At 32.4% G+C, this 15,924-nt stretch carries 19 protein-coding genes, 1 tRNA gene and 3 pseudogenes; 2 read left to right on the top strand and 21 right to left on the bottom strand.

Features of this window, described 5'->3' with window-relative positions:
• Window positions 1-777 precede the first annotated feature (777 nt).
• The 15 genes from JCM13188_RS00110 to JCM13188_RS00175 all read right to left on the bottom strand — a co-directional run bounded on the left by JCM13188_RS00110 (window position 778) and on the right by JCM13188_RS00175 (window position 10,481).
• Window positions 778-1,524, bottom strand: a complete 747-nt coding sequence (locus JCM13188_RS00110) for a phage portal protein (RefSeq protein WP_054751302.1) — start codon at window positions 1,522-1,524, stop codon at window positions 778-780.
• Entirely contained in the window at window positions 1,487-1,984 is a 498-nt protein-coding gene (locus tag JCM13188_RS00115) for a phage portal protein (protein WP_054751304.1), read from the bottom strand. The genes JCM13188_RS00110 and JCM13188_RS00115 overlap by 38 nt, the downstream gene beginning before the upstream one ends.
• Window positions 1,981-2,106, bottom strand: coding sequence for a hypothetical protein (locus JCM13188_RS17300; RefSeq protein ID WP_279401170.1), 126 nt, complete (start codon window positions 2,104-2,106; stop codon window positions 1,981-1,983). The genes JCM13188_RS00115 and JCM13188_RS17300 overlap by 4 nt, the downstream gene beginning before the upstream one ends.
• A gap of 19 nt (window positions 2,107-2,125) precedes the next feature.
• Entirely contained in the window at window positions 2,126-2,980 is an 855-nt protein-coding gene (locus JCM13188_RS17305; RefSeq protein ID WP_279401171.1) for a terminase large subunit, read from the bottom strand.
• The gene (locus JCM13188_RS17310; protein WP_279401172.1) at window positions 2,977-3,267 is read right to left on the bottom strand and encodes a hypothetical protein; all 291 of its coding nucleotides are present in this window, start codon (window positions 3,265-3,267) and stop codon (window positions 2,977-2,979) included. The genes JCM13188_RS17305 and JCM13188_RS17310 overlap by 4 nt, the downstream gene beginning before the upstream one ends.
• Window positions 3,264-3,728, bottom strand: coding sequence for a hypothetical protein (locus JCM13188_RS17315; RefSeq protein WP_279401173.1), 465 nt, complete (start codon window positions 3,726-3,728; stop codon window positions 3,264-3,266). Before JCM13188_RS17315 ends, JCM13188_RS17310 begins: the two co-directional genes overlap by 4 nt.
• A gap of 13 nt (window positions 3,729-3,741) precedes the next feature.
• Entirely contained in the window at window positions 3,742-4,137 is a 396-nt protein-coding gene (locus JCM13188_RS00125) for a hypothetical protein (protein WP_054751306.1), read from the bottom strand.
• Window positions 4,134-4,349: a hypothetical protein gene (locus JCM13188_RS00130; protein ID WP_054751307.1), complete on the bottom strand. Its 216-nt coding sequence runs from the start codon at window positions 4,347-4,349 to the stop codon at window positions 4,134-4,136. Before JCM13188_RS00130 ends, JCM13188_RS00125 begins: the two co-directional genes overlap by 4 nt.
• Window positions 4,350-4,398: 49 nt before the next feature.
• Window positions 4,399-5,277 (bottom strand): hypothetical protein, encoded by an 879-nt coding sequence (locus JCM13188_RS00135; protein ID WP_054751309.1) that lies wholly within the window; start codon window positions 5,275-5,277, stop codon window positions 4,399-4,401.
• Between the two features lie 773 nt (window positions 5,278-6,050).
• Window positions 6,051-6,806 carry a hypothetical protein gene (locus tag JCM13188_RS00145; protein WP_054751313.1) on the bottom strand — a complete coding sequence of 252 codons (756 nt, stop codon included), beginning with the start codon at window positions 6,804-6,806 and terminating at the stop codon, window positions 6,051-6,053.
• 401 nt (window positions 6,807-7,207) lie between these two features.
• Complete coding sequence (locus tag JCM13188_RS00155; RefSeq protein WP_054751317.1) at window positions 7,208-8,083, bottom strand: SU10 major capsid protein; 876 nt, start codon at window positions 8,081-8,083, stop codon at window positions 7,208-7,210.
• A gap of 55 nt (window positions 8,084-8,138) precedes the next feature.
• Window positions 8,139-8,567 (bottom strand): hypothetical protein, encoded by a 429-nt coding sequence (locus tag JCM13188_RS00160; protein ID WP_054751319.1) that lies wholly within the window; start codon window positions 8,565-8,567, stop codon window positions 8,139-8,141.
• 90 nt (window positions 8,568-8,657) lie between these two features.
• Entirely contained in the window at window positions 8,658-8,861 is a 204-nt protein-coding gene (locus tag JCM13188_RS00165) for a hypothetical protein (protein ID WP_279401174.1), read from the bottom strand.
• Window positions 8,862-8,952: 91 nt separating this feature from the next.
• On the bottom strand, window positions 8,953-10,116 hold the full coding sequence (locus JCM13188_RS00170) for a M26 family metallopeptidase (RefSeq protein ID WP_054751321.1): 1,164 nt from the start codon (window positions 10,114-10,116) through the stop codon (window positions 8,953-8,955).
• Window positions 10,117-10,130: 14 nt separating this feature from the next.
• On the bottom strand, window positions 10,131-10,481 hold the full coding sequence (locus JCM13188_RS00175) for a hypothetical protein (protein WP_054751323.1): 351 nt from the start codon (window positions 10,479-10,481) through the stop codon (window positions 10,131-10,133).
• A gap of 1,063 nt (window positions 10,482-11,544) precedes the next feature.
• Here JCM13188_RS00175 and JCM13188_RS17320 point away from each other — a divergent pair.
• Both JCM13188_RS17320 and JCM13188_RS00180 read left to right on the top strand, forming a co-directional pair.
• A tRNA-Sec gene (locus JCM13188_RS17320) sits at window positions 11,545-11,641 on the top strand.
• Window positions 11,642-11,667: 26 nt separating this feature from the next.
• A pseudogene (locus JCM13188_RS00180) lies at window positions 11,668-12,098 on the top strand (DUF2621 family protein).
• Between the two features lie 8 nt (window positions 12,099-12,106).
• On the opposite strand, the gene JCM13188_RS20035 reads toward JCM13188_RS00180, so the two are convergent.
• From JCM13188_RS20035 to JCM13188_RS00205, 6 genes and pseudogenes are all read right to left on the bottom strand, one after another.
• Window positions 12,107-12,298 (bottom strand): ATP-binding protein, encoded by a 192-nt coding sequence (locus JCM13188_RS20035; protein WP_369404747.1) that lies wholly within the window; start codon window positions 12,296-12,298, stop codon window positions 12,107-12,109.
• Entirely contained in the window at window positions 12,279-12,917 is a 639-nt protein-coding gene (locus tag JCM13188_RS00185; RefSeq protein ID WP_054751325.1) for a sensor histidine kinase, read from the bottom strand. The genes JCM13188_RS20035 and JCM13188_RS00185 overlap by 20 nt, the downstream gene beginning before the upstream one ends.
• A gap of 277 nt (window positions 12,918-13,194) precedes the next feature.
• Window positions 13,195-13,863 (bottom strand): annotated as a pseudogene (locus JCM13188_RS00190) (response regulator transcription factor); the annotation flags it as partial.
• 46 nt (window positions 13,864-13,909) lie between these two features.
• Complete coding sequence (locus tag JCM13188_RS00195; protein WP_054751327.1) at window positions 13,910-14,482, bottom strand: TlpA family protein disulfide reductase; 573 nt, start codon at window positions 14,480-14,482, stop codon at window positions 13,910-13,912.
• A gap of 16 nt (window positions 14,483-14,498) precedes the next feature.
• Window positions 14,499-15,241, bottom strand: a pseudogene (locus JCM13188_RS00200) (cytochrome c biogenesis CcdA family protein).
• Window positions 15,220-15,882 carry a hypothetical protein gene (locus JCM13188_RS00205; protein ID WP_054751329.1) on the bottom strand — a complete coding sequence of 221 codons (663 nt, stop codon included), beginning with the start codon at window positions 15,880-15,882 and terminating at the stop codon, window positions 15,220-15,222. Before JCM13188_RS00205 ends, JCM13188_RS00200 begins: the two are co-directional and overlap by 22 nt.
• Window positions 15,883-15,924: the final 42 nt, after the last annotated feature.

Consider the following 15,924-nt stretch of genomic DNA (forward strand, 5'->3'; position numbering starts at 1 on the left):
TAAATTCTTTTTGAAATTGTTTAAGTTTCTTAGGATCATGTTTAATTTTCATGAGAATCACCTATACATATTAAAATTATTGTTTACTGTCGTTGGATTCTGACATATGTTTATGAATCAATTTAGCCCAACGTTCAATAGTCTTGTCGTCTATATGTTTATTCATAATTTCATGCAAATCCTTTATCGCTTTAGGGTTATGTTTAATTCTCATTAGAATAACCTCGCTTATTTACGGGTGTGTAAATGGGTTAGTTAGGGGGGTTTAATGGTGTTAAACGGGGTATTTTACATATATTAACTGTAAATATATGAGAGTTTACATATCGTATGTTATAGGAAGTGTCTTATAATATAGGTTATCACGTCATACTAGGTATAACAGCCGACCTCTACCACCCCAAGCAATTTTTCGCCTATAACAGCCGACCAATTTCACACCGAGCAATTTTTAATCTATTAAAATTAATATTTTATTAGGTTTATTTTACCATATTCACCTTATAAATCAAATGGATCATTGTATTTTGGTATACTAGCCAAGCATTATAACTGCTAGATTGCTTATAACAGCCATCATATTAAGCCACAAACTTGATATAACAGCAATAAATTGTACCACCTAGCAGTTATACTCTATTAAGTATAGTTATATAGTCCTACATCTGAACTCAAAAAATCTATAACATGTGCAAGGAAATGGCTCTATACTCTATTAATATAATCCCCCCATTATCACTACACTCTAACTCAATTTAATATATTTGATAATTATTATCATTTACATCCCCCGTCATTATTTGAGTTATCAACAGAGTTATCCACAACCTCATTATGTAACCTTTTCATTTCCTCTTGCACATCATTAGTCATTGGACTACGACCAAGCAACGATTCTAAACTAATCGCACCCATATCTCTCAACTTCTCTAACTGTTCAATGATCTCACTATCATTCTGTGGCATAGCATATTGGAATACCATATCTAACGTATCGTACTTATCATCATTAACCTTAACACCTTGCAACGCTAACAATGACTTAACCTTATCATGTCGTTCCTCTATACCTTCTCTCATGAACTGTTCATTCATACTCGCCTTAATGTTAGCCAACTGGAATAACAACTTAATAGATACTTCACTGAGGTTAGATATATCTGTCTTATTCATACTAACAGCAGGTGTCTGTGATATGTCTAATAACGATTGCAATAACACTTTATGTAATGATTCAAAACTCTTACTATCCAATTTTGCTTGTAAATATTTAGCGTCTGATCCATCATCTAAATTAATCCCCTTACCCACTAAATCAGCAGGTAAAGATTCACCCTTCAATTGTTGCCCAATATTTAAAAAGATTGGATCAAGGAATTTTTCAGTCGCCTCAGCATATTTACTTAATAAACTTTCTAAGTTGTCTAGAATAGAAATCCAATCATCTAACTCTGAACGACCATCAACTTCATTCAATTCATTTTCATTATGATAGATAATCGGCAAAACCTGATAAATTGGCATTTTGCTCAATTAATCGAATTTCTCCACCTTTATCATTATACCTACGTACCACTTCATCATCATACACAATATAATGACTAATACCATCATGTACAAAACCTTCAATAACAGCGATTAACTCGTTATGCTCGTTATAGACAGGTACAAATTCATCAGTATGTATTAATTTACTCTTAATCACACCACGATCTAAATAAACATATTCCGCCACACGACCATATTTTAATACCTTATCCAATATCTTCTGATTAAAACGATCATACTTCCCCTTGCGATTAACCTTTTGATAACGTTTAACAACTGATTCGTCACCAGTTAATGTAATCGGGTTCTGTAACAGATATGATTTTTGAAAGTTTAATAATGTTTTAGCATATTGCAATACAATCTTCTTTGGCTCAAATTCTTTACCATTGTACTTATACGATTGTTTTTGAAGTATTTTATGATTACCATTCAAATACTCTTTTTCTGTTGAACATCTAAAATACGTTGTTGGTTGTTTAATTGATTGACTTCTTCTACAAACCAATCTTGCTTACCGTCATATTTCTCACTTACGTACTTATCTAAAGCAGTCATTCAATCACCTTCCTTACGTTTATATCTCGACATAATATTTAGCGTGTTTCATGGCTTGTATTGACATAGCCACACTAATCACTAAGTCGTCATGTCGATCTTCTCCACGTTTATTGCCTAATTTTCCATTATTGTCCTGATAGATTTTCATTTCTTCCAATGTTTCCACACATTCAATGACAATCATATTCAAGTCAAAATGCTCTACAAAGTCATTAATAATAATTGGTTTTGTTACATTGGTTGTCTGAAAACCTAACTGAAGTTTTCTATGCCCTTTCTTATCGAACGTCTTTTGTTTTAATAAGTTTAAGTAACCGTACTCTTTCCTAACCCTTTCGATTAAAGGTAATCCATAACTGTTACGTTCAATACAAAGGTAAGCATAATTAAAAAACCTGCCTAAACTGTTCACCACTTCAGCGAACTTATAGACAGGAACATCATTTGCATAAAAACTAGCCATCTGTTGACCTTCTGCATTAAATATACTGATTGTACTATTATCATTACTTCCACCAGTACCACTTGCTGTATCTACACCACCATAGCAACGTACTGAAGGTTTAGGTAGTCGATATATGTATAGACTTTTATTGATATATGGTTTCAATACATCTGGTAACTCGTCATATATTTCATTAGTTTCAATCGGATCGATCACATGTTGCATACGTTCAACTATTTTATTTGTATCAAATACACCAACATTAGTCGTATTAAATGCTTCTTCAGGTGTCGTAGGAAACTCACGTTTAAATTTCTCAATAGAATTAGTTTCAATGTAATGTCGCCTAAACATCAACTGACGATAGGTTGCTTTATGTTCTTCTTTTAATACCTTTTCGTCATGTTCTAAATGTTGCTTTCTCATACGACTACCTTGATTATGTACTTTAAACCATTCTTCTGCCTCATCAAACTATGTTTAAACTGTTTACTATACGCTTTAGCCAACCAACTATAAAAGTGTGCTTTCCATACACTCTCTTTACCTCTCCATGCCTTACGAAACATATCAGCATACTCATTTTCACCATAAGCAGTCGATTCAATGATTATTTTACTATCTCTATTCTTAGCAAGGGCTGGAATGGCTGTAGCGATAATCTCACTTTGTTCATCAGTAGGATATTTAGCCATTTCACTAAAATGGATCAATTGAAACGTATTACCTGAAATACTATCTGTACCACCAGCAGTAGCAACTTGAATACGACTGTGATTATCAAAATAATTTCATCTCTATTGTTTATCTTCTTTTTCGGGAACAAATTAGGGTATTTTTTATGTGGTAGCATGTCATACATCTTATTAAGTCGCCTTAGCAATGATTGAGTAACTTTATTATGGTGTGTCATCATCAAGTAGTTAGTATCTGGATTTGTTAAGGCAAGATATAACATATACGCTAAACTAAATGTGGTAAAACCTATTTGACGACCTTTTAGAATGATATTGTATTTTTCCATTTCCTTCATAAAATGCTCTTGTTCAGGATTTAATACAAACGGTACATTAGCACCGTTATTGTCTGTAATTTTAATAAAATTTTTAGCAAATAGTCGAAAGTCACCCATCACTTTTTCAATTGCTTTTTGATTTTTCTGTTTGGCTGCCAATTCACACCACCTCTTAACTTAAATCTAAATCATAATCATCTTCATCATCAGATGGCGATTGAAATTGTTTAGCAACTTGCTTAGAAGATGTATTAATTTCCTTCTTTAGTTGCAGAAATAGTTTTACTGATTTTTCATCACCATTTTTGGCTTTATCAGACACTGCTTTATATGTTTCTAACAGATCATCAGCCACCTGAGAATGAAGATATAAAATAACTAGATTTTTATATTCTTCGGTTAATTCCCAATTAAGAAACGAATCAATAGTTTTACGATTAACATACTTTAAGAACTGTTCTTCCGTTTTTAACGGTCTGTCTTTTTGGTATCTAAGATCAGGAAACTTGTATTTAAAATAATGTTGTTTTTCCCAACTAACTTTTTTCAGTGCTTGATAAATATTCATTCGACATCACCTCTATCAATATTTAAAAATTTACTAATTCTTTGGGTTTCATCACTGACTTTTTCTAATTTAGTGTTCAATATTTCTAGTTCGTTATTATTAACAACTGATAGATTGTAGTTTTCTATTAATAGTTTTTCAATTTTATCTAAATTCTTCAGAATTGAGTTCTGACCTTCTTCCTCAAACTTTACGATTTTCTTGTTTTCCAAAATTAACACCTCTTAAAATTTATTAATAAAAAAAGAACCCTAGTTTTCACTAGAGTTCGTGTTCAGTACGATAACCTACAGGGGGTATTCCCCAGCCATCATCAATCTCTGTTTCTTCTATTTCTTCAAACGGTAATGGGTCTTCAGAAACAGTATCTTCATTATATCGTTTTAGAAATTTACTAATTACGTCTAAATTGTCTTGTTTATGCTGTTCTAGATTTTTCAATCCACCAAAGACAGCATAATGTTCAAATTTTATGCCACCTTTCTTATTTCTTACGTTAGTAGCCACAACCCCAAGTTTATTAAGGTCAATTAAACAATCTTTAATTGTGTCATTGCCAAAGCCAAGCCAATTTTTGATTGTATTAATGTTTATCCATGCTTTACGTTCAGCAGATGAATTTGATAGTTTACGAACCAATAGATAAATCGTTACCGCTTTAGAAGTTAGATCTTGTTCGTACATGTGATTAATTAAATCAAAAGAAACTGGAATATAGTAGTCATCTTCAGTTTTGGGAATATCTATATCTTCGTTATAGACATTCGGAACGTCTGTTGCTTTAAGTATTATCATTTTATCATCATAAACATTGCCTTTTTCATCTAATAATGTATCCCAACGTTTATAATTTTGCAGTTCGATAACTCCTGCATGATCCATTTGTTTAAGTAGTTTATGTATATCTTTCTTTGACAGTTTAGTTTTGATATTCACCTTTGTGTATTTTACCAACGAGCCAATGCTAGTAATAAAATAATGTTCGTCTTTAGAACCTTGATGTACCCTGAAACGGAACAATTGTAAGTATAAATTTAAACCTTCATCTTTTCCCATTTTCTTAAAGACAGATTTCTTTTTCCTATTACTGTCAAACCATGATGATTTAATTTTAATAGAACTGACTGCAAACTTTTCCATTTAAAAACCCCTTTTTGAATTATAAATTGTTAAATTAGAAATTAAATTTAAAACAGACCAGAAACAGAAAAATGAGTTGTCTTGTTCTCTTGCGTTGTACGTCTAGTACAAAAAGCAAGGAAATATTAATTATAATTCTTTAAGAGATTATTAATTATAATTAATTATATACCTAAATACAGAGTAAATTTGGTATATTAATAGTTTTATCATTCCGAATTAGCGAGTAAACTGGTATTTACTATTTTTGGAATATCGTCCAAACATACTGTAAAATGTATAAGTTTGGACTATAATTTTGATTGTTTTACTATATACCTAAAAACAGAGTAAATCGGCACTTTTAACTCATTAACTGTTCCTATTTTCCGAGTAAATATTAGGTTTTCAGATACCAAAATCTTATTTTCCGAGTAAATTTTAATTCATTTCCCAAAACCCTATTATATCAACGCTTTTAACCTTACTGATTTTCAGAGTAAATTCAATATAATTGCTCAAATTTATTTATTTTGACTATTTTCTTCTTTATAAACATCTAAACACTTCTGCAATTCTTCTGATTTAGGATATAAACTGAACATTTTTTGTGACTTAGGATTAATTGCAATTGTTAAAGGTACAATTTTTCCGTCAGAATGTTTATAGATATACGTGCTTAATTTTTTACTGTAACAGTAAAATAGATCATCATTTTTAATTTTCATATTAATTTCTCTCCCTTTTTAAGTATGTAAATTTACAAAAGTTTCTGTTGGTTAAAGCAAAAGATACTAATTGACGTTTAATATCACTTTTGCTATTAATTTGTTTGTGCTACAGGCATAATCAATATACTTCTTCTGTAACGTAAATTGCCCTCTAGGTAGTTCTAAAGGCAAATTAAAAACCCCTTCCAACTTGGACAAGGGTAGATTAGTTTCTAGATAACCTTCATCATTTAATTTAATAGTTGCTTTAGTTTTGTATTGTTGTTGTAACTCATAAAATTCCTCAATATCCGTTTCATTTAATAGATCAATCAACTCTGGGAACTCCAATAACTCTAGGTAGTGTGTATGTATATCTTTAAATCGGTCATTGTAGTGTCCTAAAAATCCACTATCAATTGATAAAATCAGCATTTTACCTAGTTTAGTTTTTGGCAATGGTAAATCATAAAATGACCACATTAATAATGCTGTTGACATAGCATATTTATCAAAATAATTATCCTTATGTATGCCGTTTATTGCATTAATATTGGCTGTTTTAGGATTCACATAATCACCTTCAGACACTTTAACTACATGATTACACCACGATCTACCATTGTGTAATGCTAAATCGACACCTATTAATTTTGATTGATAGTTAGGGTCATTTACAAACAACGTGTTAAAGTCGTAAAAGTGATTTATTTCATAACCATTTACATATTGCTCAATCACACAACCCAACAAACTATCTAAATCATTTGTTAATACTGTTGAGTAGTTACCTTTTTCAAAACACCATTTTGGAAACATGTCTTTTAATTCTTTTTTCATTTTTTAGTGAAAGAAGTAAATCCTCCCACTATCTCTCTGATACTCGGCTTAAATATTTCATCTCCTGCCACTCCTTATCTTGCCTACTTAGTGTAGGTGAGAAGAAGTGGTTAAGATGAATTTACTAATACCTTCACATTTTCACCTCTACTTTTCGATTTTATTTTTGATCTATGTATCTTTTATATCTCTCTATCTTGTCGTCTGACATATTACAATCACCAGTTTCATATCTACTGATAAGTGATTGACTGCAATTTAGTACTTCGGATAAATCTTTATGAGTAATACATTTACGTCTACGTTTTAATAGATATTCTTCCTTTCTAAACATCTCCAATTTCTCCTTTTAAAATTAAAAAGGACTGCCCAAAATGGACAGCCCTTGATTATGTATAAATTTATACACCAGCAGTTACAGTTAATACACCAACACCTTTAGGTGATCCTACTTTAAGTGTAGATTCAGCAATTACTTGACCTTTAACAGAGTCACCTGTTTTAGCAAGTGGCTCAAAATGTGGCTCACGTAAATATGCAAGGTCAACATAAGCGTCATTAAAAAATACTGCTTTATCAACAGGTACGTGCTTAGATAAAATAAAGTTTACAGTACCGTAGTTAGTTGTTACAGAATCAACCACTAAACCAAAGTTAGTTTGTTTGTGATTGTAGTTGTAACGATCTTGATAGATAGCGTCTACGTCTTCTTTAATGTCCGCATTGACTAAAGCATAATAAGTACCCTCTGCTAAATCTTGATCCCAAAGGTTACGCATAGCAGTTTTAATATTGTCTTCAGTTACAGCGTCAGTCGCTGCGACTGCGTTACTAGCGTCTGCAAATTCAATTAGACCACTCATATGACGAATACCTGAAGTCGAACCATCATCTTTTAGACCATTGATTAATTTCTTCTCCATGTTGATTTTTAGTTCTAATAGACGATCATTTACTTCTTCTGCTAATTGACTAGATTTCATTGCCTGTGCTGAACCTGAGATACTAGCACCCTTTTTGAAGATTTCAAGCACGTTATTTAGTTCTGCTCTAGCAGATTCATAGAAAGTTGTTGTATCTGAACCTTCTTCTGCTGAAATGTCATCCGTAGAATCCAACGTCTTTTCTCTCCAAGTGTAAACAGTGCTAAGTGCTTTTTCAATATTACCTTTTGCCATAAGCATAGATGTTAAAGGTGTCGCTTGAACACCAATTACTGCGATTTCCTTTGCTAAACTAATTCGTTCTGCTTGTGTAAAGTTATCTGAGTTAAACATTAATATCAATCTCCTTTAATAGTTGTTTTAATTTATATAAACCGATAAAATCGGCTTATCCAAAGAGTTTAGTTAATTTTGTACCTATCATGCCTTTTGTATCCTTATCTTTTTCAAACTTAGAATACTCATCATCAGTCGCATGATCCTGTGGTACATAGCCAACGCTTGTTTTAATATCGTTGACAATCTGATTAAGTGATTTAACTGCTTGATTAAGTTCTTCTTCATCTTGTACTTTAACTACATCAGCAAATTGCTCTAATCCATTTTCTTTTAAAGTTGCATTTACTTCACGCTTAAATAAATTCTGCTCTTTTTCTGCTAACGCTTTTTCTTCTTCTGTTAATTCTTTCGGCTTGTATTGAAGTAACTCATCACGTTCTGTAACGATTGGATCTAACTCTTGCTCAGTCCATTCTGTTTTAGCGTTCTGAATTGCCTCATCTACCTGTTCTTGTGTAAATGTGTTTTCTTCAGCCATACACAATCTCTCCTTTTTAAATAAATTTTGATTCAATCCTATCTCTAACAAGGATAGGTTTTTGATTATGCAATCCTCTAAACTCGAAAATCACTTCAGGTTTGTCATTGGGTAGTACATAGTCATAAAAAAGACACCTACATCTTCTTGATTGGTGTCGTCTAAAGCAATTGATTCAATTTCAGTTTGGTCTTTATCATAGATTGTTAAGTACACGTCAACTGGATTAACTGACTGTCCGTTCAACGATTTAAAGTGTACTTTTAAACGAACAGTATCACCTTTATAAATCATTCCATCACCTCACTGTAAGATGGATTTTCTATAACTTGACTATAAGTATTATTCACGTTATATGACGTTCGAGATTGGTTACTCTCGATAGTTATGTAACCATTAATGGTTTTACTACTAGATGGTAATAAACGTCTGTATCGGCTTGTATGCGGTTCAAATACGATACTAGATTAATAGTTTGTATTATAGGTTGTCGATAAGTTGATACATTAACGCTAGATTGAATTGGAGAAACAAAACTTGTTACATTCCCAACTCGTACGATATGGCTTGATTGTGTGGCATTTGTATCAATCCTAGACAAATACCCTTCAATACTTCTTAAAGTTGCTCTGTGGCTCTGTATGTGGCTAGAAATAGGTTGTATATCAGATTGAATAGATCGTGTTTCTATTTTTGGTGGTACATAGTCATCTATTGCGACATCTAATTGAGAAGTAATAATATTAAGGTAAGAGGTTACTTCTCTAGATTCTTGTTTAGCAGGTTGTTCAGGTGTACCAAACACTTGTAAATATGGATAACTACCATTTATCCCCCATATAGAAGTAAAATCCCAATTGGTATAGGTAGATTGAGTTTGCATTTCTGCTGTTGTTTTACCTGTACCATGATGTGTTTGAGTTACACCACTTACCTCTGTATCCCAAAAACAGTTATTTACTGTTGAATTATTTTCATACCAAGCAAAACCAAATACTTCATTAGGGTCAGCAGAGGTTAAACTATTAGTAACTGAATAACAATTTTCAACCAAATGATTATCACCCACAAATGCACCAATAAAACCGCTTGAACGATAATTAGTAGTATGTATAGAATCTAAATTAGTATAACTATTTGTTACTGTTGCAGTTCCTCGTAAGTTACCTATTAATCCACCTGCATAACCATATGCTTGAATTGTTCCACCTTCAACAAAACAGTTATCAATAATAGTGTTGCTACCACTTGTGTACCCAATTAAAGCACCTGCATTTGAATTACTGTTTACAATATCTATATTTTCAAATCCTAAATATAAAATTGTAAAAGTAGATGAAGTTATCCCAAACAAACCAGTATGAGCATTGTGATTAATAGATAAATTAAGAATCTTATATCCTTTACCATCTAATGAACCACCAAAATCATCAATTGGTGTCCAATTACCCCAACCAGACATATCAATGTCATTTGTTAATTCAAAAGTACCAGTTAAATCATTTCTAATATTATCTAAATCTTGCGGTGTACTTATTAAAGTTGCCATAATTAATCACCGCCTTAAACTTGCGGTACTTCAATATTATGTATCACCGTTAATTGATCTTCGTCTTGTTCGATTGTAAATGCTGTAAATGTTTCTGTGCTTAATGGATTACCACCACTAGCAACATTGAAAATAACCGATTGTGCAAATGTTTGTGGGGCAGTAATATCAGTATCAGAACCTTTAACTACTACTTGTAATTGTAAAATTTGACTTCCTGCTGTATGCGTCCACGTTACTCGACTGTCGCTAGGATCAAGTCGTAATACTGCTGTTCCACTATCGTCTTGAAGTTCGATAAACTGCCAACTGTTTTGAATATAATCACGTAAATCTTGATATGCGTCTTGTGTAATTTCAGCCATTCATTTATTCCCCCCTTAATATTTTGTATTTTGGTTTCTAGGCGTTCTAATGTCTGTACAATTTTAGATTGTGATTCATTTTGCCTGTCTATCTGTGCTGTCAGTTGTTCTTCTCGTTTTTTGGCTTCTTTTCTTGTATCAATCAATAGCCAAACAATAGTATCGCAAAACACCTTGCGATAACCAAACATCTAAAGGTATTTGTGATAAATCCATTTTTTATCTCTCCTGTCCACTCATATTTATGAGTAAAAAAATAAAATAGAGTAGCCAAAACGACTACTCTAGCGAAAAGTAGAAGTCAAAACGTGACTTCTTGGAGGTTATTAATAATTAGTGCTTACATAGAGATAGTTAATCTCTTTTAAACAATCAATCAATTTGACTGCTTAAAACAAATTAATCATACCCTACCATTAGGAGAAAATAAGAGGCCAGTCATATCAAGGGTTCAAGGGCTGTTTACTTGACACTTTTGGGCTTAAAATGAAGGTTTTTAATCTGAACCTTCCTATATGGTGCATTAAGTCATTTGTTGAGATACCCCATAAATACAGATACTATCGACATCGCCTAAAAATTTTCGATTAAAAACTCTGTAATACCAAGGGTTACAGCGTTTTCTAAATGTCCACTGCAATAATTACACCTTCCTATATGGTCGATTATCTCTTTTGTCGAAATAGGCAGTATTTATTGGGGGTATCGACATTGCCTAAAGATTTTCGTTTAAAAACCCTATTGTATCAAGGGTTACAGCAATTCTTAAATCGTAACATTATTTTGGATTCCCTATATGGTCGATTATCTCCTTAGTCAAAACAATCAGCATTAACAAGGGAAAACAAAACCTTTAAAAATTTTCAAAAATAAATGCAAATTATATCATTAATTCAGCCAATTTCTAAACTTGAACAAATTTTAAATGAACTTTACTTAATAATTGATAATTTAATAGAATAAAAGTATAATTTGAAACTGAAAGAGGACAAGTTAAAACCGATTCAAACTGTTAAAAAAACCGTTATAAAGGTTTTAAAAACCTTGATATAACAGGGTTTATGGGGCTGGTTACAATGCTGGTGCTTGTCAAGGTCTTCAAAACCTCCTGGAAGGCGCGTGTCGTCTTCGGTGGGTTCGATTCCCACACAGTCCCGCCATCAATTAATTAAAGAGAGTGAATAACATGTCTGAGACAGTTGGTTATTTAATGATATTATGGGGCTTAATTATGATTGGGTTATTAGGAATAGGCGGCTTTTTTATGTTTCGTAAATTCCTAAAAATTGCCTAAGGATGATGGAAAATCCATTATTGACTGGGAAGAATACTATGTAGACCAGACCATCCACATGTGGGGTGAAGAGGAAAAGAAATTATTAAACGAACTTGTTGAACCTGTACCTCAGCTTTTTAGGGATGTAGCTAAACAAAAAATAGCAGCTAAAATAGGGAAGGTCGCACTTCAAAAGCGCAAAAAGAAGATAACTTTAGATGTGATTATTGAAGGCTACATACTAGCAACTCCTAAACGAGATCATAAGTTTTTTAGTCAAACGACTAAATGAAAAAAATATAGATTTCTCTTCTTATGAACATTTATTAGAAAAACAATGAGCTTATGATTAAGTACTCATTGTTTTTCTTTTTGGTAATGTAAACCAGAAAGTATTCTCTTGTTTTGATGAATAAACTCCAATATTCCCCTTATGATTAGAAATTATCTCCTTGGCAATGGCTAAACCTAATCCCGTGCTGTTAATCTTCTTTTCATGTTGATTCAATCTGTAAAATCGTTTAAAAAATTTCTTCTTGATCGGTAGGTGCTATAGGTTGCCCTTTGCTTATTATACTGAATTCATAGTAGTCTTCGTGTTTTTTACCATGAATTTGAACTGGATCAGACCCTTCATGATATCTATAAGCATTATCTAGTAAATTATTGATTACTTGTTGAATCCCTTCTTCTTGCAATTCAATCAGGTCTTCATCTAACTTCAAATCAATTGAAATATGAACTTGATCAAATTTCCACTGAAAAATTGATACACATCTTCGAATCAAATTTGAAATCTCAACAGTAGATTTATCGAGTATGACGTTATGTTTAGCTAAATCCCATTCTTTTAGCTGATCTAACTGTTCGATTAAATGTTTCAATCTTTCTGATTCATTAAACAACGATTCCATTACGACTTCATTTTGCTCTATATCACCATTTTTAATAGCGTATAAATAGCCGTTTAAGTTTTGAATAGGTGTTCTGACTTCATGCGAAAGATCTGTAACCATTTTTCTTCTTAACTGATTGTTTTCCTTAAGCCGGTGTAACAGTTCATTATAATGATTCACTAATTCACCGATTTCATTATTGGATTCATAATTAACTGATTCAGGGATTTCGCCTTCTTTTAATTTTTTCGTAGATAAAATCAACTTACGAATGGGATTAATTAAAACTTTTGGTTAAATAAAAATGCAAAACGCTCCCAATTATAATGGTTAGAAAACTAAATACAAATAAATATTGAAATAGAATCCACTCAAACTGTGACTGCCGATTCTCATTGAGGTTGCCAATGGAATCAACCAATATACATGCCGTTTGGTATATGGCAAAACTACTGATTAAAATACTTAATGTAATCATTAAAATGTTAAGTGACGTTAATCTTACCAATAAGCTTTTAAACATGTTCCTGATTCGGGACAATTTGTATCCCATTCCTCTCACTGTTTGAATGCGCTTTGGATCTTTTTGATCATTAATTTTTAATCGTAGCTTTTTAATGTGGGCATCGATCGTTCTGTCTAAAATATCGTGTTCATAGTTTGGATAAAGCTGTTCTATTAATTGTTCACGACTATATACTGAGTTAGGGTTAGACATTAGAAAATAAAGTAAATTAAATTCATGCTTTGTCAATTGAATAGGCTCACCATTTAATGTCACTTCACCTTTTCTAACCTTAATGCTAAGCCCATCGTAAGTAATTTTATGACAAAACCTCCCCGTACGCCTTAGCACCGCTTCAATATGAGCTAATAACTCTTCAGGGTTAAATGGTTTGGTTAGATAATCATCAGCGCCCAATTTGAGACCATTAACTTTATCATCTACTTGTGTTTTAGCAGATAACATAATGATCGATGTTTCCTGTGTTGTTTCCTGATTTCTCACCCATTCACAAAATTCTTCACCAGATAATTTAGGTAGCATTAAATCTAATATAATGAGGCAAGGCTGGTGTTTAAGGAATTGTGCTTGTGCCTCAATTCCATCTGCAGCTTCAATGACTTCGTATTGTTCTTTTTCTAAATATAACCTTATTAAATTTCTAATCATCTCTTCATCTTCAACTATTAAAATTGTCTCTTTCATGTCTAAACACCTCACCTACCTTACCATTATATTAAACTATACGGGGCTAATCCATCTTTTCATACGCTTGAATCATTTGTTCATAATTCATAGCTCCCATGGATTTATGTCTTATAATTCCTTTTGAATCCACAAAATATGAAGTAGGTATCGGAAGTATTTGATACTCTGTTGAAACATCACCTTCATCAATTAAAATTGGAAAAGTTAAGTTGAAATCGTTCTTAAAGTTTTTTACATTATCTAAGTTTTGTTCTGTTTCAAACATATCAACTGCTAATATAACGACCTCTTTTTCCTCATAAAACTTTTGCATATCAGGCATTTCCGCTCGGCATGGCGGACACCAAGTTGCCCAAAAGTTAATCATCACTTTTTGACCTCGGTAATCTGATAGCTTAACAGTTTCTCCCTGAAGATTTTCAAGCTCAAAGTCTGGTGCTTTACTACCGATATCTAATCCTACTTTAGATTCTTCGGTATTCTCTGCATTCGGTTCACTGCTAATCATAAAACCACTATCATCTTGTTCTTGATTTGTTTCGTTTGACTGAACAAAGTCATAAACCGCCCACCCAAACATCACTATTAGAACAGCTAAAATGATATACTTTTTCATCCTATTTTCCCTCCATCTAACCTAAGTTAGCCATCCAAGTATCTTGCACTAATCTTAATAGGAAGCTTGATATTCTTGACATTTGACCTGTGAATAATAAAACCCCCATGATGATCATGATGGTACCACAATTTTCATAATTAATCCGCTATACTTAACAATCCACCTCGCTGAACTCATAAAGAATGTTAAGATTAAAACGGCAAAGCAAATCCTATGACATAAAAAATGGTATATAGTGAACCTTGGGCAGGGTTATTTGCTGCTAAAACTAATATTGAACCAAAGATTGGACCGATACACGGAGTCCAACCTGCTGCAAATCCCATTCCTATTAATACGGTTCCCAAATATCCGCGAGGTTTATTAGCAAATTGAATACGCTTTTCTTTCATAAAAGACGTTATATTTAACCAACCTGCTACAAATAATCCCATTATGATAATAAAAATCCCAGCGATCCGTTGTAATAATTGGCCGGATTCCCCAACTAGAAACCCTTGAATAAATTGACCTAAATATGAAGCGCCCAATCCTAATCCGATAAAAACTAGCGATACACCAAATAAAAATAGGACTGAGTGAATCAGAATAAGTGACCGGACTTTCAAACTTTTATCATTTTGTAATTCCTTAACACTTACACCCGTTATATAAGAAATGTAAGCGGGAAACAAAGGTAGAGTGCACGGGGATAAAAAACGACAATATTCCCGCACCTAAAGCTAACCAAATAGTTAAGTCTGCTGTTTCTGCCATGCTTTCACCTGCTTTCTAGTTAATAACAAAACGATCCCAATTATGCTAATAATAATGAAAAACCAAATAGAAATTAAATAGCCAAAAACTGTTGTAAACGGAAGTAATATTGACAAAATAGTTTGTCCAAGTCCCCATAAGACCATTAATAGTCCACTTGTTAAGTAATATGACACCTTATTTGAAATCATAATATAGATCATCGTTATTCCAAATAACAACGTTAAGTATCGCCAAGTATATAAGTTATCATTCCAAACATAATCTACAAATTCATAAGTAAAAGAGGTAAAAATAAAGATGACCATCAAAGAGTTTAGAAATGGCGCCAAATCAACCAATCCTTTTTTCATCCTCCTAACGAAGACAAGAACTGCACCAATTAATCCTATGTAAAATGCACTAGAATAACTTGGATAAGCTAATACAGCTAACGGGTCCTGAATAAAAAGATTGATGTTTAAAAGGATTTTCCCAATCCAAATAAATATGATGACATTTACAATAAACGATGACACTTCTTCGATATTCTTTTTTCTTACATCAATTGATTCTTGACTAGTCAAGAAATAAGTTATTATACCGACGATAAAGCTGACTACTAATGTTCCGACTGATATTAATACTGACGTTGCTGCCATACTTTCACCTTCCGTTCTATAATAATCATAATGAATGAATAT

It is taken from the genome of Piscibacillus salipiscarius JCM 13188 (assembly GCF_001311865.1).
Classification (GTDB): domain Bacteria; phylum Bacillota; class Bacilli; order Bacillales; family Alkalibacillaceae; genus Piscibacillus; species Piscibacillus salipiscarius.